Source organism: Bacillus sp. JH7 (assembly GCF_001563515.1).
Taxonomy (GTDB): domain Bacteria; phylum Bacillota; class Bacilli; order Bacillales; family Bacillaceae_G; genus Bacillus_A; species Bacillus_A cereus.
The window spans coordinates 2,903,695-2,925,828 of sequence record NZ_LPUS01000001.1; the positions used below are offsets into that span (position 1 = coordinate 2,903,695).

The window sequence follows — 22,134 nt, forward strand, 5'->3', positions numbered from 1 at the left end:
AGTTATCAAAGAAGAAAAGTTATCGTGAATCATTTGTGAAGAAAATGTGAAATACATAAATAAAAAGGTATTACGTTATTACGTAACACCTTTAAAAAAATATCCCTCTTCTATTTCTCTTCCGGATAATCACAATACTCGATAATCGTTCCTTCTGTATCCGCTGGGTTAAGATAAATTAACCTTCTACCGTGCTTATTAATGCGTAGTGTATGCTCTAATGTCCGAATACCTTGTTCTTTTAACTCTTCTAGAGCCACATCTAAATCATCGACACGATACGCAACATGATGTACACCTTTACCTTTTTGTTTTATAAATCGGGCAATTGGTGAAGTGGTGTTATTTGTCGGCGCAAGTAATTCAATTCTATCTCCATCCACTTCAAGAATGGCTACTTCGCTTTCTACACCTGGTGCCTCACTTACGTAACGATCTATTAATTCTCCTGATAGAACCTGTTCATAAAAACGTATGGTACTATCTATATCACGAACTGCGATTCCGATATGATCAATTGTTTTTTTCATTTTATTTCCCCTACTACTTTATTTTTTCTCATTATTAATAGTAACAAAAAAAGTTATAGAAACAAGTTCTATAACTTTTTTATTTAACCTATTTTCTTATCCGCTCTAGTTGCTGGTTGAACTTGATTTTTTGCTTTTACAACGCTAATGCCATATCCGATAAATCCACCGATAATCGCTGGGAAGATCCAGCCTAATCCTACTTCCTGCATCGGAAGGAATTTAGTGAACACTTGGCTTACTACTTCAATGTTAACTCCAGCTGCACTTAATCCATCGAATAAGCTGATGATAAATGTTACGATTAAGCTCACTTGATAAACTTCAGCTCTTCCTTTGAATAATGAATGGAAGAATGTTAAGAAAATCAATACGATTGCTAGTGGATAAATTGCTGTTAATACTGGAACAGAAACTGCGATTAACTGTGTTAATCCTACGTTTGCAACAATTGCACTAAATACACATAGCGTGATTGCAATTGCTTTGTAAGGAACATTTGGGAATAACTTATGGAAGAATGAAGAACATGCTGATACAAGTCCCACACTAGTTGTTAAACAAGCTACTGTAATCATTAATCCTAATAATACTCCGCCATATGATCCGAAATAGTAGTTAGAAACTTTCGCTAATACTTCTCCGCCGTTTTCTAAATGTCCAAGCTTTGCAACACTTGAAGCACCCATATAAGAAAGAGCTGTATAGATAATTGCTAAAATAGATGCTGCAATTATTGTCGCTTTTGCACAAACGACCATAATTTGTGTTTTCGTTTTCGCACCTTTTTCTTTAATAGCATTGATGATGATAATCCCGAATACGAATGATGCAAGCGTATCCATCGTTAAGTATCCTTCTTGGAATCCTTTAAAGAATGCATGTGATGTATAAGCTTCCACTGGTGCTTGCATATCTCCAATCGGATGTATAAAAGCAACGATTACTAAAATACCGATGAAAGTCAACTTAATTGGCGTTAAAATTTTTCCAACAATATCGACAATTTTCGCGGGATTTAGCGAAAAAAAACAAGTGATGCTAAAGAATATAATTGTGAAAAGAATTAAAGGTGTAGAACCTACTCCCTCTGGCATAAACGGCTTAAGACCAATTTCATAAGATACATTTCCTGTTCTCGGTATTGCAAATAATGGACCGATCGCTAAGTATAAAACTGTTGTAAATACAATCCCGAACACTGGGTGAGCACGACTTGCTAATGACTGTAAATCATCTTTACCTGAAAAACCAAATGCTAGTACACCTAGTAATGGTAATCCAACACCAGTTACTAAAAATCCAGCGTTAGCAATCCATACATTCTCTCCTGCTGATTGACCAAGCATCGCTGGGAAAATTAAATTTCCTGCTCCAAAAAATAGTGCAAATAACATTAATCCAATAACTACTATGAACGAAAACGGTACTTTATTCGCCATAATATAACCCCCATTCAAATTTCCTTATCTCATTTTCCAATTTTAACTAATTGAATTTTCTGAATATTTAATTTAAGTATCAACTATTCTTGAACTCATTATAGTTTGCTATATAATATTTTGCAATACTATTTTCGAACTTTTCTTTTATTTTATAAATATACATTTTTTAACATGAAAAATAGACTAAAAAACCAACACGGTCATCCATGTTGGTTTTTCCATTTACTATCATAAATTAAAATTTCGCTGCTACTTTTTTAACGTTTTCTAGACCTTCTTCAACAATTTGTTGTGAACGATCTGGATATTGATTGTGTCCTTCAATTACAACTGTCTCTGGATTTGTAATTCCCCAGAATCCAAGTACAGTTGTTACGTAATTAACTGCCATTTCCATAGGAGCCATTTGTTCTGAAGAGTAATCTGAACCACGAGCACCTAACACAACTACTTTCTTACCACCAACTAAACCTTCTGGGCCATTTGCTGTATATTTAAACGTTTTTCCAGCTTGAGATAAGTATGAAATATATGTGATTAATGGTGCTGGTACTGTAAAGTTCCATAATGGGAATGCAAATACAACCTTATCAGCTTCTAAAAACTGATTTAAATATTGATCTACTGTAGCAACTGCCTTCTCCTCTTCAGCTGTTAACTCCATACCTTGGCTACGTTTATATCCACCTGAAATCGCGATATTTCCGTAATAAGGAAGATCTAATGCAAATAAATCTAATTCCGTAATTTCTGTATTTGGATTTGCTTCTTTATAAGTACTTACAAATGTTTCATACATTTTTGAACTAACTGCTTGCTCCGCTGGACGATCGTTTGCTTTTACAAATAATACTTTTGACATTTTTTTATTCCCCTCTACATTCTTATTTTCTTCTTTTTTACCAAATAATGAGCTAAATAGTCCCATTTTCTTCACCTAATCTTTCTTTTCATATTCATTATTCATCATCATAAAAATTCTTATTCTAAGAAAAAGTTCCAATAGATACCTTAAGTTACGCCATTGTAACTTTTTGTTATTTAATTACCTTATGTAAGTGATTGTAATATAGCCACTTACTTTAGTCAAGTAACTTTTAATAAAAAATAAAATCTCGACTTAAAAATATTAAGCGAGATACAATTGAACACCAAATACATCTTTATTACTTGTATAATAAACTTAGAGAGGAAAATTCATATATAGAAAGGATTTATTCATGAGCACTATAGAAAAGATTCAAACTTTTATTATTCTTTTTGCTGTTACATGCGGCATCGTACTCGGACAATTTAATATGATACATACGTATTCAGACAAATTTATTGTCCCCTTCTTATTTTTCATGCTATATGGATTATTCCTCAGCATCCCATTAAAAGAAATAAAAAAAGGATTTCGCAATTTAAAATTTGCTGGAACAAGTCTTACTATTAACTTCTTATGGACACCTTTACTCGCTTGGGGGTTAGGGGCACTATTTCTTTCCGATCATCCAGCACTTTGGGTTGGATTTATAATGTTAATGGTTACTCCATGTACAGATTGGTACTTAATCTTTACTGAAATAGCGAAAGGTAATGTAGCACTTTCTACTGCAATTTTACCTGTAAATTTAATTTTGCAAGTACTGCTCCTTCCCATTTATTTATTTTTATTTGCTGGTGTCATGAAAACTGTAGCGATTTCTGTTTTAGTAGAAAGTATTGTTATCGTAATCGTCTTACCATTTATACTTGCACACGCTACAAAGTTCATTATGAATAAAATGAAAAAAGCTGAACCTCTCGAGAATAAACTCATTCCGTTTTTCAGCTCTGCTCAAATTGTATTTTTAAGTTTAGCAATAGTAGCGATGTTTGCATCACAAGGTAAATATTTACTACAAAATATGAATGTTGTTTTATTATTACTCGTTCCTGTTCTATTGTTCTTCATCATTAATTTTTTACTAGGACAATTTATCGGGCGCATGATGCATTTATCTTACAAAGATACAGTAAGTCTAAGCTTAACAACGTTAGCAAGAAACTCACCTGTTGCACTCGCTATCGCTGTGACCGCTTTTCCAGACGAACCTCTTATCGCACTTGCACTCGTTATTGGACCATTGATTGAGTTACCGGTACTAGCTTGTGTGTCACAAGTTTTGTTGCTTATTAAGAAAAAACGGCAATATGCATAATAAAAAACGTCCCATTTTGGGACGTTTTTTATTATGGAAAGATTACATACAACACTTACTTCTTATTTATCAATACAAATGAAATTACCGAAACTACAAACGTAATAATATCCATTATAAATCGATGGGCTCTAAAAATGTTATATGTTATAGAGAATTAACTTTTCGTTACATTAACAGATCCTTTCTAATTAAAAATGATAGGAAACGTAAATATAACGAAAGCTGCCCAAAGTCCGTATATTGGCAAATACTTCGTAACGGCATCTTGGATAGCTTTTGGTCCTGATTTATTTTGCAAGAAACGCATATAGGAAAACATAATCCAAATTAGATTTGCCCAGATCAGTATGTTTACACCTAAAACAGCTAGTCTATTAGGTGTAATCCCGTAAGAAGAAAGTCTAAATACGATGGCTGACAATGCAACAGTATCAATAATAAGTGCCAAAACAATTAAGGAAAAATTTATATAATCTGAAATGTTCTTTTTCTCGTCCGAGTCACTCTCAACGATAGAAAATATAGTAACAGCCAATACACCAAGCAGTATTCCGTTGAAGGCCATTAGGAAATTGCGATCCAAGAATGGATTTTTCCCGACCCAAATTACCGTTATAAGATAGATAAGCAAGGTGATCAGGACGAGAGGACTAAAAATTTTAGATATGTATGGTGTAATATTTTTAGCAAGCTTAAGATTCATTGATACTAAGTATGCAGTCACAATAGCGAGAGCGGCTGCTCCAAATAAAACAACATTACTAAAATAGAACTCTCCTATATCTAAGTCAACAAAGCTAAATAAACGCATGGTGAATATTGCTAGTATCATTCCGCTCACTGCCATGCTCCCGTAGAGAAGACAATATTCTAAATTAAATTTAATATAGGCTAATCTTGTACCGCCTTTTGAATATTCATTTCCTGTAAACGCAAGCCCTACTAAGACCCATAAAAATATAGGAAGATGTAAATAAGCAAGTATGGTACTGTCTTTATAATTTATTGGCAATGTATTAAGATACACCCCGGAAACTAGGAATAACGCTATAAGGGAATAAATAATACTTTTTTTCGGCTTATTATTGTAAACAAAATAAGCAGCAATAAAGGGAATTACACCAAAAGCCAAGTTTATTGGAGCAATTGCTTCCTGCTCAACAAAGTGGAAAATGATCCTGGTGCTTATGCCGGCCAGAATAGCTAAAAGGCCCATGAATAAGAAACCTTTTTGAAACAAAGATGTTTTTTCTTTATTTACTTTCTCCTTGAAATGCAACCTTTCATACCAAGCACCTAGAATTTGAGAATCAGGGTTTTGGTCCCATGCTTGTGAGAATGCTTTTTTAAAAGCTTTCGGATCTTTTCTATACATCTTCTCCAACTCATGGGGGTTATCCATATTTTTAACAATCAAATTGTTACTGTTCATAGTTATACCTCCTCTAATTTTAAAATAAGGTTGTTACCTTTTAACAAGAGCACCTCACTCATTTATTATGATTTTGATTTTAATACAAAATTTATCGTTTTACAATAAAAAATTATTATTTAAAGGATTTTTTTTATCGTTAAATTTTATATCAAAGAAAAACAAAAGAGCATGACAATTTTATGTCATGCTCTTTTAACAAATTAATTCTCAAATACAAAATTAATCTTATTATCTTTCCACTCTAATTTCGCATCAAACGTTTTCTCGCCCTTTTTAAAACCTTTAATTAAATCAGTCTTTTCACCTTTTAAGAGCTTTGTCATATTCTTTTGCGAAATTGTTTTACTTAATATCTTCTTTGAAATGGTGAAATCACATTGCGTTGTATTATAGTTAGAACAACCGTAAAACGTTGACTTATCAATTACATCGCCATCACATTTTTTACAGCTACCAACCTTTTTACCCGTTGTAAATTTCGATCCTTTTCGTTCAATCGATTCAACATGTAGTCCCGTGAAATCCCACTTCTCAGACATTTCCACTGCGTCTTCAATAATTTTAGCTGATAGCTTTTTCGTCTGTTCCATAAAAGTTGCTGGTGAAGCTGTACCTTCACCAATTTCCGCAAGACGTTGTTCCCATTTCGCAGTCATTTCCGGTGAAGCTAGTATTTTGTCACCAATTGCGGTAATTAATACTTTTCCTTTATCAGTCGCATACACTTGGTTTTTCTTTACATCTATATATTTACGGTCTTTCAGCATCGTAATAATCCCTGCGCGGGTCGCTTCCGTACCTAAACCTTCTGTTTTCTTCAATACCTTCTCTAGCTCTTCATTCTCTAAATACTTACCAGCTGTTTTCATTAACGTAATAAGTTGTCCTTCTGTATAACGCTTCGGTGGCTGTGTTTTTCCTTCTTTCACTTTCACCTTTACAACTTTTCCTTCTTCACCTTCAGCTACAATTGGAAGAATGGTTTCGTCATCTTTATCGTCTTGGAAAATAACTTTACGCCAACCTTCTTGAATTTGCTGTTTTCCTTTTGAAATGAATTCAGCACGTTCATCTACAAGCGTTACAATCGTTGTATAGTCAAAGATTGCAACTTCATAATGAGCTGCAATAAGCCTTCTTACGATCATATCGTATATTTTCTTTTCATCACCTGATAGTCTGCTTGGGTTTGTAACTTGCTCTGTCGGAATAATCGCGTAGTGATCTGTTACTTTCTTTTCATTTACATAACGCTTATTGTTCATAATGGATTCAACCGGAGCCGGTAATAAACCTTTATATTCATCAAACTGACTTAACTTCTGTAAAATATCAGGGAACGTCGCTGCTTCTCCTTGAGTAACATAGTTAGAATCTGAACGTGGATAAGAAACAATCCCTTTTTGATAGAGTGCTTGCGTTATATCAAGCGTCTTTTTCGGTGAAAACTTAAAGGCTTTATTTGCCGTTGCTTGCAGTGATGATAAGTTGAATAAAAGCGGCGGCTGAAACTCTTTACGCTCCGTTTTCATTTCCTTCACAACAGCCGGTTTCCCTTGGCAAAATGCCGCAATTTTATTCGCCATATCAGGGTCTTTTAAGCGGGATTCATTATCCTTCTCCCATTTCCCGTCATATTTCTTTCCTTCTATATTAAAGGTTGCAAACACTTCCCAGAAAGGCTCTGACTTAAAGTTTTCAATTTCTTTCTCACGCTTTACAATCAATGCTAACGTTGGTGTTTGGACACGACCAGCAGAAAATACATCATTCATTCCTTTTTTCTTTAACAAAATACTAAACACACGTGATGCATTCATACCAACAACCCAGTCGGCACAAGATCTTGTGTATGCTTCGTAATACGTATTAATTGTATCTGATTCGTCAAGTAAATTTTTAAACCCTTGATAAATAGCTTGCTTCGTTAAAGACGAAATCCATAGACGCTTCATCGGCTTTTGCACGTTACAAAGATTAATAATATTTCGTACGATTAGTTCCCCTTCACGCCCAGCATCGCCTGCGTGAATAATTTCTGTTACCTGTGGATTATGTAACAGCTGTTTCACAACGTTAAATTGCTTATACTTTGACTTTGTTACTTCAAATTGAAAACGCTCTGGAATCATCGGTAATGTATTAAGTGACCATTTTTTCCACTCTGCGTGATAATGCTCTGGATTACATAACTGCGTCAAATGACCAATTGCCCATGTACAGTACGCTCCATTTGGAAATAACTCATTTGCTTCTACTTCTAAATATCCATCTTTCCGGCGATATTTAAACTGTGAAACAAGAGCCAACCCTTGATCTGGTTTCTCGGCAATAATTAATTTCATTTTATAACTCCCTATCTGTATTCCAGTGTTACTTTCATTGTCTATATGTTTAGAAGCGATGATAAAACAACAATCTTATTTATCATTCGCGGTTTGTCTCGCAAATGTGAGACCTATAATATTATACGCTTATTCTTTATGGCTTCACAATAGAAACTCATAATATAACAATTTCTTTCACATGCTTACAATTAAAAAAGACGCCCTAAAAAATCAAGCGTTCCTTTGCTTACATCTATGAAATTGTGCAGATAATATGCAGATATAAATTATCATAAGTACACATATGATGAAATGAACGATAGGACAAGGAGGTATCATAATGTTTGCTTATACGTTAACTACCTTAACACTTTGCTGTACCTCAATTCTTATTGCATCCAATATTTCTAAACGTAAGGGTACCCTAATGGAGTATATGGTATTTATTATGTCTTTTAGTATGAGTATCGGTTTAAGTATTGGTTTTTATTTAGGCATTCTCTTTAAGGGGGAATTACTATATTCTACTTTACTTGCTATTTTAATTAGTGGTTTTATCGGTTTTTTAGTGGGTCTACGTTTTCACCTATATACTGCTTTAGAAGGACTGTTCTCTGGATTAATGGCAAGTATGATGGGAGCAATGATTACAGAAATGTTAAACGCTCAACAAGCTCATAGTATATTGTTCATTAGCCTTTTACTTACTATAACGATTACTATGTCCTGTGTGATTCAATTGTTATCGGAGAACTTTTCTACTTTTATCCAACAGCGTTTTTTGTTATTACTTTCAATTAGTGTAGTAATTATCGTTGCCGTATTCGCGACATTCCCACATCATACTCCTGCACCTTCACCTGGGCATAATCAACATATAAATTAGTACTTGCAACAAAAATGAATAAGCAGCTATCCATAGGATAACTGCTTCCTATTATTCTGGCTTATTAGGAATGTTTTGGTTTGGAACATAGTCAGATTTATAATCTGTATAGTTCACTTCCGTTACCATCCCTGCTGAAGCATGATGTAGGTCGTGACAGTGGAACATCCACTCACCGGGATTGTCTGCTACAAAGGCTACTTCATATTCTTCTCCTGGTTTTAAGTTCAATGTATCTTTTACAATTGGAGAACCTTCTATCGGTTTTCCATCTTTACTCAACACCTGGAAGAAGTGACCATGTAAATGCATTGGGTGATCATCCATTTTAGAACGATTTACCAATTTCACTTTTACTAAATCACCCTTTTTTACTTGAATTGGGTCAATATCCGGAAATACCTTTCCGTTAATTGTATATACCATTTCATTTTCATTCATTTGCGTATTTAAGTCCATATTATATGTGGCAGTATACTCTTGATTTAACGTGAAACTACCTAATTTTTTAGCACCATATTTCGTCATATCTAATTTCGCTAATTTTCCCTTTTCATCTGCTTTATCTTTCATCTCTTTGCTGCCATCATACTCAATAACAGCTTTCATTCCTTTTGCACCTTTATTTTTTGAATGGTCCTCAACATACCACTTCCCAGGATTATTAGCAGTAAATTCAATATCATAACGTTCACCCGGTGCGATTGAAATTACTTTATCCTTTATAACTTTTGGATTGTTTATTGGTTGACCATCTGTCGCAATTACTTTTATATCATGACCGTGAACATGTATATCATGTGATAGATAACCAGCATTAACAAGTCGAAGACGAACTTTATCTCCCTTATTCACTTTCAATGGCACTACTAAATCACCGCTTTTTCCATTGATTGTGAATAAATCATACATACTCATATCATGACCTTCCATCTTCATATTTCCATGGTCCATTCCTGCCATATTGCCAGAGTCTTTTTGATCACTGCCCATGTCCATACCAGAATGATCCATGCCGTTCTTATCATCATTCTTTTTCGTATTTTCATCACCTTTAGATTTATTACCTATTTGCCCTTTTGTCATTTCTTTTAACTGCTTTTTAATTTCTTCTTTATCTGTAACCCATTCATCCAACAGTAATGTGTAATCTTTATCATATTTTTCCTTTGTATCCTCTACAATGAGCGCTCCATACAAACCTCTATCTAATTGATTTACAGAATCTTGATGCGAGTGATACCAGTACGTTCCTGGTACGTTCGCTTCAAATTCGTAAGTGAAACTTTTTCCTGGTTCAACTGCATCTTGTGTCACGCCCGGAATTCCATCCATGTTATTTGGGACAGGATATCCATGCCAATGAATAGATACTGGTGCAGATAATTCATTTTTTAATGTCACTTTCACCTTTTCACCTTTTTTCACTCGAATTTCTGGACCAGGAGATGAGCCATTAAATGTCCAGACTGGAACAATAACACCGTTACTTAATTTTTGCTTTTCTTCTTTCGCTATTAAAGTAACTTCTGGCCCTTTTTCAACCTTCAATGGTTTTGTAGCTGTTTCAGTCTGTAGTGTTTTGTTATCATTCATATTTTTATGATCATTTGTTGTATTTGTCGTCACAGAACAGGCAGCAATTAAAAATATTACAGAGACAGTAACGGCTGCTAATACAACTCGCTTCATGGACAATCCCTCCTTATTCTTTTTCAAAATCATTATAGAAGTTGATTTTCAAGAAAATAAGGAGATGTAATTAGATCTTACGTAAGCTAATTGGAAAATTACTAAAAGCGGAGACATTACAAGAGACGAATATTTTAGTAATACAAAATGCTTTCCTTGTAGCGACTATATTAGCCGTTCTCGTATTTGTTTTGACGTTATTTCTTAAGAAACAATAACACTGCTATTATTAAATAAGAAAAATGTAGCTAAAATGCTCTTCACAAAAGAACTTAGATTTCTGTATAATAAGAACTAATGTTCCTCACAGACAATGGACTCAAATTACACAAATATATCAAATAGAAGAGGATTGATATACGATGAAAATTGATAGACCAAAAATTTCACCAGAGTTATCTTCAAAGAATTTTCAAGATATTTTTTATGAAGAAGATCCAACATTGGAAGTGTGTGAAATTATAGACTCCACTTTCGAAAATGAATCTGTAGATAGAGTGCGGTTATATGATGCGGTGATAAAAAACTGTAAGTTTACTAATACAGACTTTAGCAATATTGATATTACAGATGTTTGTTTTGAAAACTGTGATTTATCAAATGTTAATTTAAGCAATTCTTCTGTTCACAGAGTCGAATTTAAAAACAGTAAATTAATCGGAGTAAATTTCACAGGATCTAGCTTAGGAAATGTTAAATTTGAGAATTCAATTTTGAATTTAGCGGCATTTGGAAATTCTAAACTAGAAAAAATCATCTTCAATGAAACTTCATTAAATAATGCAGATTTTTTTGACTGTAAACTTAAAAAAGTTGAATTCCAATTATGTAGTCTTGATGAAGCTAATTTTGATCAGACATCACTGAAGGGGATAGATATTAGTTCTTCTACCTTTGATACACTTACAGTTTCAGTGAACGATTTAAGAGGATGTAAAGTATCGACATATCAAGCTGTTCAGTTTGCTACTTTATTAGGATTAATAATTAAAGATTAGTATTTCGAAGAAAAGAACCCTATCCCGAATCATGGATTTTTTAATTGTCCACGATTCGAGATAAAGTTCAAATAAATTAGTGATGACTCTTTTATTATTTTACTACAGCTTGGTTTCCTTTTACATGTTCATTATTTACACTCATAAATTCTTCAATTTCTTCAACTTCCCTAATGATATCTTTTGACAAGTTTTCATACCCGTCTTTCGTTACAAGAATGTCATCTTCAATACGAATTCCAATTGATTCTCCTTCAATATAAAGACCAGGTTCAATTGTTATAACCATACCTTCTTCTAACACTCTATCTTTATATGTTCCTACATCATGTGTATCTAAACCAAGGAAATGGCTGACACCATGATAATAGTATTTTGATAACTCTTCATCTTCTTGAATTAAACCAATTGCTTTACACTCTTCTGCCAGTACCTTTTTTGTATGCTCATTTAATGCAGCGAACTTTAATCCTGGCTTAATAATCTCTGTTGTTTCTTTTAATGCTTTTAATACAATATTATAAATTTGTTTTTGGCGACTAGAGAATGTTCCATTTGCCGGGAATGTATAACTAATATCAGCGTTATAGTAGTCTTTTTGAGCACCTAAATCTAGTAATACTAAGTCACCATTTTGAATTTGTGCATCATTATCTTCATAATGAAGAACTGTAGCATTTTTCCCACTCGCCAAAATTGTATTGAACGCATGGTACTTAATGCCAGATGACTTCAGTGTAAAATCAAATTGTGCTTCTAATTCATACTCCATCATGCCTGCTTTTGCATGCTTAAGTACGTTGTAAATACCGTCTTTCGTTATAGCAATCGCTTCTTTAATAATTTCAATTTCTTCCTCTGTTTTAAATACTCGTAATTCACAAATGTTCGGATATACATTACCAATTTTTACGTGTGGGTATTTTTCTCTTACATGTTTAGCAAATGCTAATGTTTTTGTCTCCGTACCATTCCAATCACGACGTTCTATATCTAAATATAGATGCTTCGCATTTTCTGTAAAAAGTATATTTGACATTGTCTTTTCAAAGCTATCTAAATATACAACTTTCTTTATACCTGAAATTTTCTCTGCTTCTTCGTTAGAAACTGTTTTACCGACCCATTTTTCCATTACTGGATCTGACTTTTCAATGAAAAGTGTTTCTTCAACACTACTTCCAACCTTTTTCAGCATAAAAATAACATTTGGTTCATCGATTCCCGTTAAGTAGTAAAAATTACGATTCGGTACAAATTTATAATGTGCATCAGCTGACATATGCGGTGCTTGTCCCGCAAATAAAATCGCAATAGACCCCTCTGGTAATGTGTTTGCTAATCGTTCTCTATTTTGAGCAAAAAATGTTGATTTCATGATAATCCCCCTAGCGTTTTATGTATAATTGTGAAACTAATTATTCAATACACTTCATTCTATTATTGTTATAATTTTTCGTCAATTTTTAACTAAATTTTAGATAGTATTGACACAGGCAACCAAACAAGTTACAATAACTATAAATTAGTAAGTTACTAATTTAAATTTAAATAAGAGGTGAACAAAATGCAAAACATTTTATTCCGTATTAACGAATTGTCAAAAAAAGAAAAAGCGAATGGATTAACAGTTGATGAAAAACAAGAACAACAAATGTTGCGCCAAAACTATACACAAACATTTCGTGGAAGCTTAGATTCCATTTTATTAAACACAAAAATTGTTGATCAAAATGGTCTTAACGTTACACCTGCTGCATTACAAGATGCTCAAATACGTTTAAAATTAAGCAAATGAGTTCCGAGCTAAAGAATTCTAATAAAACATAAAAAGAGCTGGATTTCCTATATAGAAATTCCAGCTCTTTTTATTGTCTTTTTTAATTTAGTAAACGAGCGATACATTGCAATTCTCCACGACACAATCATCGCAAATGCAAGTAAGAAAAACATGCCGCTTAACTCTGCCAAATCAATTGATTGGCTTAAATATGACTTTAATGCCACGCGTACAGCTAATAAGCCTACTAAAATAAATATGAATGCTTTTGACGGTTTCATAAATATATGTTCGCCTTTTATTTCGAACTTAGTTGTTTTAATAAGAAAAATAGAAAAGATAAGCCCTATACTAATTGCCTCAACTATTTCTAACGATGTTAATCGAAACTCTGGTAAAAAGTACATCGTTGCGCCTGTACTCATAAAAATTGGCGGCAATATAATTTTCTTTTTCGTTACCGGCTTTTTCGCTGCTTTAAAGCGCAAAAACATGACACCAACAGCCATACAAACCGCTAAAATACTTGATAAAAGTGCTATCATACTCTTCCCACTCCTATCTATTTAAAAGACTTTTTGAGCAAAATCATAAACCAAACGAGCCCGACACTTATAATAACATGACCTAATCCAGCCATATGGCTTAAACCGTAAAAGTCAGTTCCATTTACTTGTAGAAGACCTCTCCATAGCATTGTAGCAATAGTAAAGATTACTCCTACATTATAAACAACAAACCATGCACAAAAGCTCTTTGTTTCTTGTACATGAAACACTTTACATAAGGCTAAAGCAATTAAAAAGAATACAAAACCGAGCACTAATACATGTGTATGCACTAATTGCAACATTGTGGATCCTTTAATTCCTTGTGCTTTCGAATACTCTCTTGCAAATACACCTGATAATAAACCAATAATTAAGTAAATAAATGCCGCATTATATAATTTCTTCATTCTATTCCTCCTGTTGTAAACTTTCTATATTCGCTGCAATTATTTTAAGCAAAGTTTATGAACGGAGTATGAACAAAATATTACATTCAATTTTTGAAAATAAAAAAGCCATTCCACAAATAATAATTGTAGAATGGCTTTTCAATTTATTTTAAATCTTCTATTGAGAAAGCACCTGGCAGTAACTGCTCAACAGTCACTTCTTTTTCATCACCTTTTACATTCGTTAATAATACAGGCATTTTCGGATCACAGAATTCAGCAATTACTTGTCTACACGCACCACATGGTGAAATCGGTCCATCAGTTTCTCCTGTAATAACTAAGTAACTAAAATCGCGCTCACCTTCTGATACTGCTTTAAATATTGCTGTTCTTTCTGCACAGTTACATAAACCGTAAGAAGCATTTTCTATATTACAACCAGTATAGATTTTCCCTTCTTTCGTAACTAACGCTGCGCCAACAGGAAATTTAGAATACGGAATATACGCTTTCGATAACATCTTGTTTGCTTCTTCAATATATTTTTTCTTACCCATATTATTTCCCCCTCAAAGTAAATGAAATGATGATTAGTCAGTAATAACTGTATGAACTAATTTAGGAGCCACTGCTGTTTCAGCGATAGAGATGTTCTCATAAATTTTTGCTTTTACATCTTCTACATTTTCACGATTTGCGTAGATTGTTACGAATGGCTCGCCTTCTTTTACTGCATCGCCAACTTTTTTACGTAACATTAATCCTACTGCTAAATCGATTTCATCTTCCTTCGTTGCACGACCTGCACCAAGTAACATAGCTGCAATACCAATCTCATCTGCAACAATGTTAGAAATAACACCTGAAGTTTTTGCAGGTACATCAATTACATACTTCGCGTGTGGCATTTTTTCTGGATTGTCTACAATTGAGCTATCTCCGCCTTGATTGCTTAAGAACTCTTTAAACTTCTCAGTTGCTTTTCCGTTTTTCATCACTTCAATTAGCATTTCACGAGCTTCTTCTAACGTATTTGCTTTTTTCGCAAGTACGACCATTTGGCTACCTAATACAAGTACTAATTCTGTTAAATCTTCTGGACCTTCACCTTTTAACGTATCAATCGCTTCTTTTACTTCTAGAGCGTTACCAATAGCAAAACCAAGCGGTTGTGACATGTCTGAAATAACAGCCATAGTTTGACGTCCTACATTATTTCCGATACGTACCATTGCATGTGCTAATTCTTTTGCATCTTCTTCTGTTTTCATAAATGCACCAGCACCTGTTTTTACATCAAGTACGATTGCGTCAGCACCTGCTGCAATTTTTTTACTCATAATTGAACTTGCAATGAGAGGAATTGAGTTAACCGTTCCTGTTACATCGCGTAATGCATAAATCTTTTTATCTGCAGGTGTTAAGTTTCCTGTTTGTCCAATAACAGCTACTTTGTCACGGTTTACAATATCAATGAACTGCTCTTTCGTAATTTCAACGTGGAATCCTTCTACCGCTTCTAATTTATCAATTGTTCCGCCTGTATGTCCTAAACCACGACCAGACATTTTTGCTACTGGTACATCTAAAGCAGCAACTAATGGTCCTAATACTAATGTTGTAGTATCACCAACACCGCCAGTTGAATGTTTATCTACTTTAATTCCTTCAATTGCTGATAAGTCGATCGTTTCACCAGACTCAACCATCGCCATCGTTAAATCTGCACGTTCGCGATCTGTCATATCTTTAAAGAAGATTGCCATTGCAAGTGCACTCACTTGATAATCAGGAATACTTCCGTCTGTATATCCATTAATAAAGAATTTGATTTCTTCAGTCGTTAATTCTTTGCCGTCACGTTTTTTTGCAATAATATCTACCATTCTCATTACAATCACCATTCCTTTTTATATTATACGAATCTATTAAAATAATAAGCCAACGATTGTTGCTGATAAGAAACTTACTAACGTTGCACCGAATAGTAATTTCAAACCAAATCTTGCCACTACATTCCCCTGCTTTTCATTTAAGCTTTTAACTGCCCCTGCAATAATTCCAATTGAAGAGAAGTTTGCAAATGAAACTAAGAATACAGATATAATCGCTGTCGTTCTATCTGAGAAATTAAAGTTTCCTTGTGCTAAATCTGTCATAGCGACAAATTCATTTGATACTAATTTTGTTGCCATAATATTTCCTGCATTAACTGCTTCATGCCAAGGCACACCCATAATAAATGCAAATGGTGCAAATACATAACCAAGGATTTCTTGGAATGAGATACCAATTACACCTTTAAATACTGCATTGATGAATGCGATAAGAGCAACGAAACCGACTAGCATAGCTGCTACTGTAATGGCAACTTTAAATCCGTCTATAATGTATTCACCTAATACTTCAAAGAAAGTCTTTTTCTCTTCTTCTTGCACTTCTAACATATCTTCTTCCTCAGTAACTTCATACGGGTTAATAATAGAAGCAATGATGAAGCCACCGAATAAGTTAAGCACTAAAGCGGTTACAACATATTGTGGTTTTAATAACACCATATATGATCCAACGATAGACATAGAAACTGTAGACATTGCAGATGCACATAATGTATACATTCTTTTCTCTGGCAATAACCCTAGTTGTTTCTTAACTGAAATAAACACTTCAGATTGTCCTAAAATCGCAGAAGCAACTGCATTATATGATTCTAGTTTCCCCATTCCATTTACTTTACTTAATGCTAAACCGATAGATTTCACAATAATAGGTAATACTTTAATGTGTTGTAATATACCTATTAGTGCCGAGATAAATACGATTGGCATTAATACACTTAAAAAGAACGAAAACTCTTTTTGATTTACTAATCCACCAAATACAAAATTCACACCGTCAGCAGCATATTTTAATAACTCTCCAAAACCATCTGCTATTCCACTAATTAATATATTCCCTACACTTGTATTTAATAATAAAAATCCCAAAATGAATTGTAATATAACCATCGTTATGATTGGGCGATATTTGACTTTTTTTCTATCATTACTAGCAAGCCAAGCGATACCTAAAATCAATACGAGGCCTAAAACACCGATTAAGTATTTCATAAGCCGTCTCCTCCCATTCGTATCCGCTTACATTTTTTTCAATTATTAAAGCAATAGATACACTTTACTTTGTGTATCTATTGCTTTTGACTTCATTAATGATTAGTAGTTATCTGTAGCACCTTTTGCATCATTTAATACGATTGCAACACTAGCACTTGCTCCAACGCGAGAAGCTCCAGCAGCTACCATTTTGTCTGCATCTTCACGTGTACGAACGCCACCAGATGCTTTTACACCAACGTTTGGTCCTACTGTTTTACGCATTAATGCGATATCTTCAGCAGTTGCTCCGCCAGTTGAGAATCCAGTTGAAGTTTTTACGAAGTCAGCACCAGCTTTTACTGATAATTCACAAGCGCGTACTTTCTCTTCATCTGTTAATAGGCAAGTTTCAATGATTACTTTTACAAGAGCTTTTCCTTTTGCTGCTTGTACTACTTCATAAATATCTTTTTCAACAAGTTCGTTGTCGCCATCTTTTAAAGCGCCTACGTTGATTACCATATCAACTTCAGTTGCACCTTTTGCGATAGCATCTTTTGTTTCAAATGCTTTTGTTTCAGTCGTGCTTGCTCCTAATGGGAAACCGATTACAGTACAAACGTCTACATCATGTCCAGCTAGTTCATCAGCCGCTAATTTTACCCATGTTGGGTTAATACAAACAGAAGCGAATTTATATTCCTTTGCTTCTTCAATTACTTTCATAACATCTTCTTTAGTAGTATTAGCTTTTAAAATTGTATGGTCAATTAACTTTGCAATGTTCATTATCTTCACTCCTCATATCTTTTAACAACTTCATTCTAACTCTTAGTTGAACAAATGTAAATACACTTTTGAAATTTTGTTCATTCTTTTTTAAAAGGAATTTTCTTGTAGTAAATAAAGCGCATTCTACCAAAGAACATTTCAGATATATAATCAAAATTTTTATGTTAACAATGGTAGTATGTATCTCCATATCCATAATTATTTTTAAAAAGGCAACTTGTGTTCAAAAAACTCCTATCATTCATACATAACAAAATAAAAGGCGTTCTCAAAATTAACATCTTGAGAACGCCTTTTATTTCTAATCCTTTTGATAATGTAACAATTCTTTTGCTGTATGCTGATCGATAATTAATACATTTGCATACCCGCCACGTAACGCACCATCAATTGCTTTGATTTTTCTATTACCACCTGCAACTAAAATAGAACGTTTCTTTAATTTCAGTTCTTCTAACTCAATTCCAATGGTCCGCTTATTAATTTCTTCACTACTAATATTTCCGTCCCCATCAAAGAATCGTGAACAAATGTCACCAACCGATTGTTTTTTGAGTAAACTCGTTTCACCCTTATCGAAATAACCTAATCGGAATAATAGCGCTTCGTCTCGCACTGTTCCTACAGTGAAAATTGCAATATTCGCTTGCTTCCCCATTTCGATAATATGATGAATATGTCGATCCTGCTCTACTAATTCTTTTGTCACTGCATTATCAAATATAACTGGAAGAGGTAGATTTCTTGGCGTCGTTTGAAAAGCATCTGCAAATAAAGCTATCGTTTCATTCGCATATGTATTTACACTTGAATGACTAATACCACCTTTTAGCTGGACAACCTCTACCCCTTTTACATGTTGCGGTACGATTTTTCTAGCGATTTCATACATAGTCATTCCCCAGCTTACACCAACAATATCACCGTTTTTAACTGTCTTTTCCATATACTCAGCAGCATATTTACTTATATACTCTGTAATCGTTGCATATTCCGGTACTGGAGAAAATACAACATGTGCCTCTAACAAGTTGTATTTTTCTTTCAGTAAATTCCCAACGTTATCTAAATCCGCAAATGGATCAGCGATGCTAATTTGAACAAACCCTTTTTCTTTCGCATACTTTAACAATCTAGAAATTGTTGGTCTTGAAATATTTAATTTGTTAGCAATTTCTTGCTGACTATAATCTGATTGATAATATAATCTTGCAACTTCAACGCTTAATTGTTGTTTATCTTTTTCCATAGTAACTCATTACAAATCCCTTCCTGTATTTCCCTTTCGTTACAAGCATTATACAGCTTTATGCAAAAAAATTCGACTACCGAATTTTATCTATCTGAACTTCTACTACACTTAATATATAATGAAAACTTATTGTGTAGATTTACAAACTCAATATAGATACGCTTGAAACATGTAAATCGATTAACATTTAATTCACATTTTTCTGTAGTAACGATAACAAAGCCGTTCAAGTTGTATATGAGGCTTAGGATATCAAAGACTATTTTTTCTCCTATCTATGGCATTTTCGCCCGTTTTTCTATAAGGGATTAAACTGATGAAGCAATAATTCGATTATCTAGAATACAAATGCTCTACAGACAAAGAATATGGATTATGTATCCATGGAGATACAATCCCAATCTTCATTTTTATAATTGATTAGCCAAAACAAGCCTCTTCGTCTTTCAATAACAATACTTTCATGCATACCTGCAGTTGCTTCTCTCGCATTAATTCTATCATGTACACAAGCCCAATGAAGCCGATAAATAAGGTCGGCCTCGTCCAAAATTTCTTCTGCATTTCGCAATTTTGTTTTTTGATAAAATTCATTAAAAGAACTACAATCAGAAACAAGTTTAATTGCATAATGACAGTCACAGATTTCTCTTGGGAATTTCAGTGTATTCACGAGGCCTATTGACCAAAGCAAAACCCATTGGGCTTCATACTGCCATGCAATCTGTATCGCTTCTTTCTCATCAGGTTCCTCTGAATTTAGAAAATTCCTTTCCTGCATCGTTAATGATTCAACCACATCAAATTGATTCAGCAGCTCCATGACGAACTCTTTGGAAGTTTTCAAATCTCCTTCTTGGGCAACATCACAAGCATATTGTATGACAATCAACAAAGCTACTGCTCTCTTCGTAATCTCTTCTCGGCTTCTTAATTGAATACTTGTCAAAGGAGGCAATTGAGGCAATCCTTCTATATATGGAATCCCTTTATCTTGCAGATAGCTTATCGATTTCTGTTTTCTTTTCTCCCCATCGGTAGAAGTACTATTCTGTCCCCTTATTTTGTTCGTACATGCTTGAGGAGTAAATTCTGAAGGACCAGAGGATCCATCCGGAAATACAATTACTTTTCCATCCTTCCCGATGAGAGTTCGATCAGGAATAAAACCAATACCGTTCACCTCATTAAGTAATTTAAGAAACAGCTCCACGTATTCATCACTATAATCCTTCTTCGTCTCTATAGCGATTATGGTATTAATTACAGAAATCTGTGCCAAAACCATCTTCTTAAGATGTTCTTCTTGAAATTCGATTTGATCGTACATGTGCATCATTCCAGGAATATTATTGAAAAAATAATCAGGAGATGATTCTTCAGAATCCACTCGAATAATAATTTTATTTTTGCCAAATAGTCTTTTCGATTGAATCGTATATTCATTTTTATTGCGTTCAACCTTAAACCCATTTTGAAAAACTTGAGTAATGAAACCTTCTATATCACTTGTATCATTCCTTGATGCAAATATCGTAAAAAATTTCAATTTTCCCCCTCCTCTAATTCTTATATTCTTCTTAGCTATAAACTTAGAAAAACAAAATAACATAAGTTTTTTAACATATGATACATAATTAGTATATTAAAACAGCTTTTTCATTATGGCTTGCTCTTCAACTAAAGTTCGTATTAGTGAAATAATCCAAACAACGTGTAAAAAGCTCCCTTTGCTAAAGTCTATTCAAATACCCCTTATAAACAGAAGTTACTATTTATAAGGGGTATTTACTCAATTTAATTTTATAAAAATTGGATGGAAACAATGCAAGTTCTCACTTATTTAGAATAAATGAAAAGATGATGTTTTATTTGTTCAATAAAATAATGATGGTGTATATTATCGTTAGATACTCGACTTGCCATAATAGCCCCCTCCATTGAAGAGGCAAGAAAGGAAGCGAGTGATATAACCTCTATATCTTCTTTAAATTCTTGTTTCTCTATTCCTTCTTTTATGAGAGAAGCCATTAACATTACTGTATCATCATAACCTTTTGCTGCTGCTTTTTGTAATTCTGGAAATACTCCAGTACTTTCAATGGCACTATTAAGTAATGGACAGCCTCCAGCAATAGGAGGATTATTAGCTGCATCTTGATATACAAGGAAAATTGCAAGGATTTTATCAATTGCTGTCTTTTTATTTTCCATTGCTTTATGAAAATGACTCCACATAATCTCACCACTTTTGTCGTAGGCAGCAAGGACAATTTCTTCTTTACTTTTGAATCTACGATAAATAGATCCTTTAGGTAGTTCAGTAGCTGTCATTATATCCTGGATGGATGTGCGAGTTATCCCATTAGTATTAAATAAATATAAAGATGTTTCAATAATTTTTTCTTTAACCTTATCAACTTTAGTCATGCTTTGTAATCCTCCTAATGAAAACGATCCTAATATTCTAGGTAATGTTTACCCTCTATTTTCTTAATTTTTTTGTAAGTATAAATAAGTTTGGAACAGAAATATCTTATCAATCCCTATCTTATGGAAACCTCAAAGAATACGGTTTGAAAAGAAGTTAATCAAATTGTATTACCTACATAAATTAAGTGAATCTTCTGTCAAAACGACATGACCAATTGTTTAGTTCAGTCATATTATACAACTAATTTTATCTAAAATCGTAGAGGTGTAAAAATATATAGTTAATTTTAATGTATAGACATATGATTATTATATATAATTTTTATTAATATGTTTA

Annotated in this window: 20 protein-coding genes; 4 read left to right on the top strand and 16 right to left on the bottom strand. The window is 33.5% G+C overall.

Annotation, left to right across the window (positions count from 1 at the left end; genetic code table 11):
* Positions 1-110: 110 nt before the first annotated feature.
* The 3 genes from AU379_RS14535 to AU379_RS14545 all read right to left on the bottom strand — a co-directional run bounded on the left by AU379_RS14535 (position 111) and on the right by AU379_RS14545 (position 2,903).
* On the bottom strand, positions 111-530 hold the full coding sequence (locus AU379_RS14535; protein WP_000750855.1) for a VOC family protein: 420 nt from the start codon (positions 528-530) through the stop codon (positions 111-113).
* Positions 531-613: 83 nt separating this feature from the next.
* Positions 614-1,972: a branched-chain amino acid transport system II carrier protein gene (gene brnQ / locus AU379_RS14540; protein WP_001284785.1), complete on the bottom strand. Its 1,359-nt coding sequence runs from the start codon at positions 1,970-1,972 to the stop codon at positions 614-616.
* A 238-nt stretch (positions 1,973-2,210) separates the two neighbouring features.
* On the bottom strand, positions 2,211-2,903 hold the full coding sequence (locus AU379_RS14545; protein ID WP_000522502.1) for an FMN-dependent NADH-azoreductase: 693 nt from the start codon (positions 2,901-2,903) through the stop codon (positions 2,211-2,213).
* 292 nt (positions 2,904-3,195) lie between these two features.
* Between AU379_RS14545 and AU379_RS14550 the strand changes: the two genes are divergently transcribed.
* Positions 3,196-4,161, top strand: coding sequence for a bile acid:sodium symporter (locus AU379_RS14550; protein WP_061139435.1), 966 nt, complete (start codon positions 3,196-3,198; stop codon positions 4,159-4,161).
* A 187-nt stretch (positions 4,162-4,348) separates the two neighbouring features.
* On the opposite strand, the gene AU379_RS14555 is transcribed toward AU379_RS14550, so the two are convergent.
* Positions 4,349-5,596 (bottom strand): DUF4153 domain-containing protein, encoded by a 1,248-nt coding sequence (locus AU379_RS14555; RefSeq protein WP_001087657.1) that lies wholly within the window; start codon positions 5,594-5,596, stop codon positions 4,349-4,351.
* Between the two features lie 203 nt (positions 5,597-5,799).
* A complete protein-coding gene (gene topB, locus AU379_RS14560; RefSeq protein ID WP_000766771.1) occupies positions 5,800-7,944 on the bottom strand; it encodes a DNA topoisomerase III in 2,145 nt (714 codons plus the stop codon).
* A 322-nt stretch (positions 7,945-8,266) separates the two neighbouring features.
* On the opposite strand from topB, the gene AU379_RS14565 reads away from it, so the two are divergent.
* Complete coding sequence (locus AU379_RS14565; RefSeq protein ID WP_000458530.1) at positions 8,267-8,812, top strand: hypothetical protein; 546 nt, start codon at positions 8,267-8,269, stop codon at positions 8,810-8,812.
* 51 nt (positions 8,813-8,863) lie between these two features.
* Here the strand turns inward: AU379_RS14565 and AU379_RS14570 are convergent, their stop codons facing one another.
* A complete protein-coding gene (locus AU379_RS14570; RefSeq protein ID WP_030025079.1) occupies positions 8,864-10,504 on the bottom strand; it encodes a multicopper oxidase family protein in 1,641 nt (546 codons plus the stop codon).
* Positions 10,505-10,866: 362 nt separating this feature from the next.
* Between AU379_RS14570 and AU379_RS14575 the strand changes: the two genes are divergently transcribed.
* Positions 10,867-11,502 carry a pentapeptide repeat-containing protein gene (locus tag AU379_RS14575; protein WP_000687273.1) on the top strand — a complete coding sequence of 212 codons (636 nt, stop codon included), beginning with the start codon at positions 10,867-10,869 and terminating at the stop codon, positions 11,500-11,502.
* Positions 11,503-11,596: 94 nt separating this feature from the next.
* Here AU379_RS14575 and AU379_RS14580 read toward each other — a convergent pair whose 3' ends face one another.
* A complete protein-coding gene (locus tag AU379_RS14580; RefSeq protein WP_061139436.1) occupies positions 11,597-12,880 on the bottom strand; it encodes an aminopeptidase P family protein in 1,284 nt (427 codons plus the stop codon).
* A 189-nt stretch (positions 12,881-13,069) separates the two neighbouring features.
* Between AU379_RS14580 and AU379_RS14585 the strand changes: the two genes are divergently transcribed.
* Positions 13,070-13,300, top strand: coding sequence for a DUF896 domain-containing protein (locus tag AU379_RS14585; RefSeq protein WP_001179612.1), 231 nt, complete (start codon positions 13,070-13,072; stop codon positions 13,298-13,300).
* Positions 13,301-13,347: 47 nt separating this feature from the next.
* On the opposite strand, the gene AU379_RS14590 is transcribed toward AU379_RS14585, so the two are convergent.
* The 9 genes from AU379_RS14590 to AU379_RS14635 all read right to left on the bottom strand — a co-directional run bounded on the left by AU379_RS14590 (position 13,348) and on the right by AU379_RS14635 (position 21,794).
* Positions 13,348-13,827: a cytochrome c biogenesis protein CcdC gene (locus AU379_RS14590; RefSeq protein ID WP_000561046.1), complete on the bottom strand. Its 480-nt coding sequence runs from the start codon at positions 13,825-13,827 to the stop codon at positions 13,348-13,350.
* Positions 13,828-13,844: 17 nt separating this feature from the next.
* The gene (locus AU379_RS14595; RefSeq protein WP_000737863.1) at positions 13,845-14,240 is read right to left on the bottom strand and encodes a DUF2871 domain-containing protein; all 396 of its coding nucleotides are present in this window, start codon (positions 14,238-14,240) and stop codon (positions 13,845-13,847) included.
* A 146-nt stretch (positions 14,241-14,386) separates the two neighbouring features.
* Positions 14,387-14,782 carry a cytidine deaminase gene (locus tag AU379_RS14600; protein WP_000516778.1) on the bottom strand — a complete coding sequence of 132 codons (396 nt, stop codon included), beginning with the start codon at positions 14,780-14,782 and terminating at the stop codon, positions 14,387-14,389.
* 33 nt (positions 14,783-14,815) lie between these two features.
* Positions 14,816-16,117, bottom strand: a complete 1,302-nt coding sequence (locus AU379_RS14605) for a pyrimidine-nucleoside phosphorylase (protein WP_061139437.1) — start codon at positions 16,115-16,117, stop codon at positions 14,816-14,818.
* A gap of 36 nt (positions 16,118-16,153) precedes the next feature.
* A complete protein-coding gene (locus AU379_RS14610) occupies positions 16,154-17,335 on the bottom strand; it encodes a NupC/NupG family nucleoside CNT transporter (RefSeq protein ID WP_000876192.1) in 1,182 nt (393 codons plus the stop codon).
* A gap of 102 nt (positions 17,336-17,437) precedes the next feature.
* Positions 17,438-18,109: a deoxyribose-phosphate aldolase gene (deoC, locus tag AU379_RS14615; protein WP_001017441.1), complete on the bottom strand. Its 672-nt coding sequence runs from the start codon at positions 18,107-18,109 to the stop codon at positions 17,438-17,440.
* A gap of 304 nt (positions 18,110-18,413) precedes the next feature.
* Positions 18,414-19,361 carry a sugar-binding transcriptional regulator gene (locus tag AU379_RS14625; protein ID WP_000409785.1) on the bottom strand — a complete coding sequence of 316 codons (948 nt, stop codon included), beginning with the start codon at positions 19,359-19,361 and terminating at the stop codon, positions 18,414-18,416.
* A 376-nt stretch (positions 19,362-19,737) separates the two neighbouring features.
* On the bottom strand, positions 19,738-20,913 hold the full coding sequence (locus tag AU379_RS14630) for a DUF4272 domain-containing protein (RefSeq protein WP_000668091.1): 1,176 nt from the start codon (positions 20,911-20,913) through the stop codon (positions 19,738-19,740).
* A gap of 290 nt (positions 20,914-21,203) precedes the next feature.
* Complete coding sequence (locus AU379_RS14635; protein WP_061139438.1) at positions 21,204-21,794, bottom strand: TetR/AcrR family transcriptional regulator; 591 nt, start codon at positions 21,792-21,794, stop codon at positions 21,204-21,206.
* Between the last annotated feature and the right edge of the window lie 340 nt (positions 21,795-22,134).

Coding starts and splice junctions, on each gene's coding strand:
- AU379_RS14625 (WP_000409785.1), bottom strand. CDS start 19,361: ATGGAAAAAGATAAACAACAATTAAGCGTTGAAGTTGCAAGATTATAT.
- AU379_RS14605 (WP_061139437.1), bottom strand. CDS start 16,117: ATGAGAATGGTAGATATTATTGCAAAAAAACGTGACGGCAAAGAATTA.
- deoC (WP_001017441.1), bottom strand. CDS start 18,109: ATGAACATTGCAAAGTTAATTGACCATACAATTTTAAAAGCTAATACT.
- AU379_RS14600 (WP_000516778.1), bottom strand. CDS start 14,782: ATGGGTAAGAAAAAATATATTGAAGAAGCAAACAAGATGTTATCGAAA.
- AU379_RS14580 (WP_061139436.1), bottom strand. CDS start 12,880: ATGAAATCAACATTTTTTGCTCAAAATAGAGAACGATTAGCAAACACA.
- AU379_RS14570 (WP_030025079.1), bottom strand. CDS start 10,504: ATGAAGCGAGTTGTATTAGCAGCCGTTACTGTCTCTGTAATATTTTTA.
- AU379_RS14585 (WP_001179612.1), top strand. CDS start 13,070: ATGCAAAACATTTTATTCCGTATTAACGAATTGTCAAAAAAAGAAAAA.
- AU379_RS14595 (WP_000737863.1), bottom strand. CDS start 14,240: ATGAAGAAATTATATAATGCGGCATTTATTTACTTAATTATTGGTTTA.
- AU379_RS14555 (WP_001087657.1), bottom strand. CDS start 5,596: ATGAACAGTAACAATTTGATTGTTAAAAATATGGATAACCCCCATGAG.
- AU379_RS14590 (WP_000561046.1), bottom strand. CDS start 13,827: ATGATAGCACTTTTATCAAGTATTTTAGCGGTTTGTATGGCTGTTGGT.
- brnQ (WP_001284785.1), bottom strand. CDS start 1,972: ATGGCGAATAAAGTACCGTTTTCGTTCATAGTAGTTATTGGATTAATG.
- topB (WP_000766771.1), bottom strand. CDS start 7,944: ATGAAATTAATTATTGCCGAGAAACCAGATCAAGGGTTGGCTCTTGTT.
- AU379_RS14565 (WP_000458530.1), top strand. CDS start 8,267: ATGTTTGCTTATACGTTAACTACCTTAACACTTTGCTGTACCTCAATT.
- AU379_RS14535 (WP_000750855.1), bottom strand. CDS start 530: ATGAAAAAAACAATTGATCATATCGGAATCGCAGTTCGTGATATAGAT.
- AU379_RS14610 (WP_000876192.1), bottom strand. CDS start 17,335: ATGAAATACTTAATCGGTGTTTTAGGCCTCGTATTGATTTTAGGTATC.
- AU379_RS14550 (WP_061139435.1), top strand. CDS start 3,196: ATGAGCACTATAGAAAAGATTCAAACTTTTATTATTCTTTTTGCTGTT.
- AU379_RS14575 (WP_000687273.1), top strand. CDS start 10,867: ATGAAAATTGATAGACCAAAAATTTCACCAGAGTTATCTTCAAAGAAT.
- AU379_RS14635 (WP_061139438.1), bottom strand. CDS start 21,794: ATGACTAAAGTTGATAAGGTTAAAGAAAAAATTATTGAAACATCTTTA.
- AU379_RS14545 (WP_000522502.1), bottom strand. CDS start 2,903: ATGGGACTATTTAGCTCATTATTTGGTAAAAAAGAAGAAAATAAGAAT.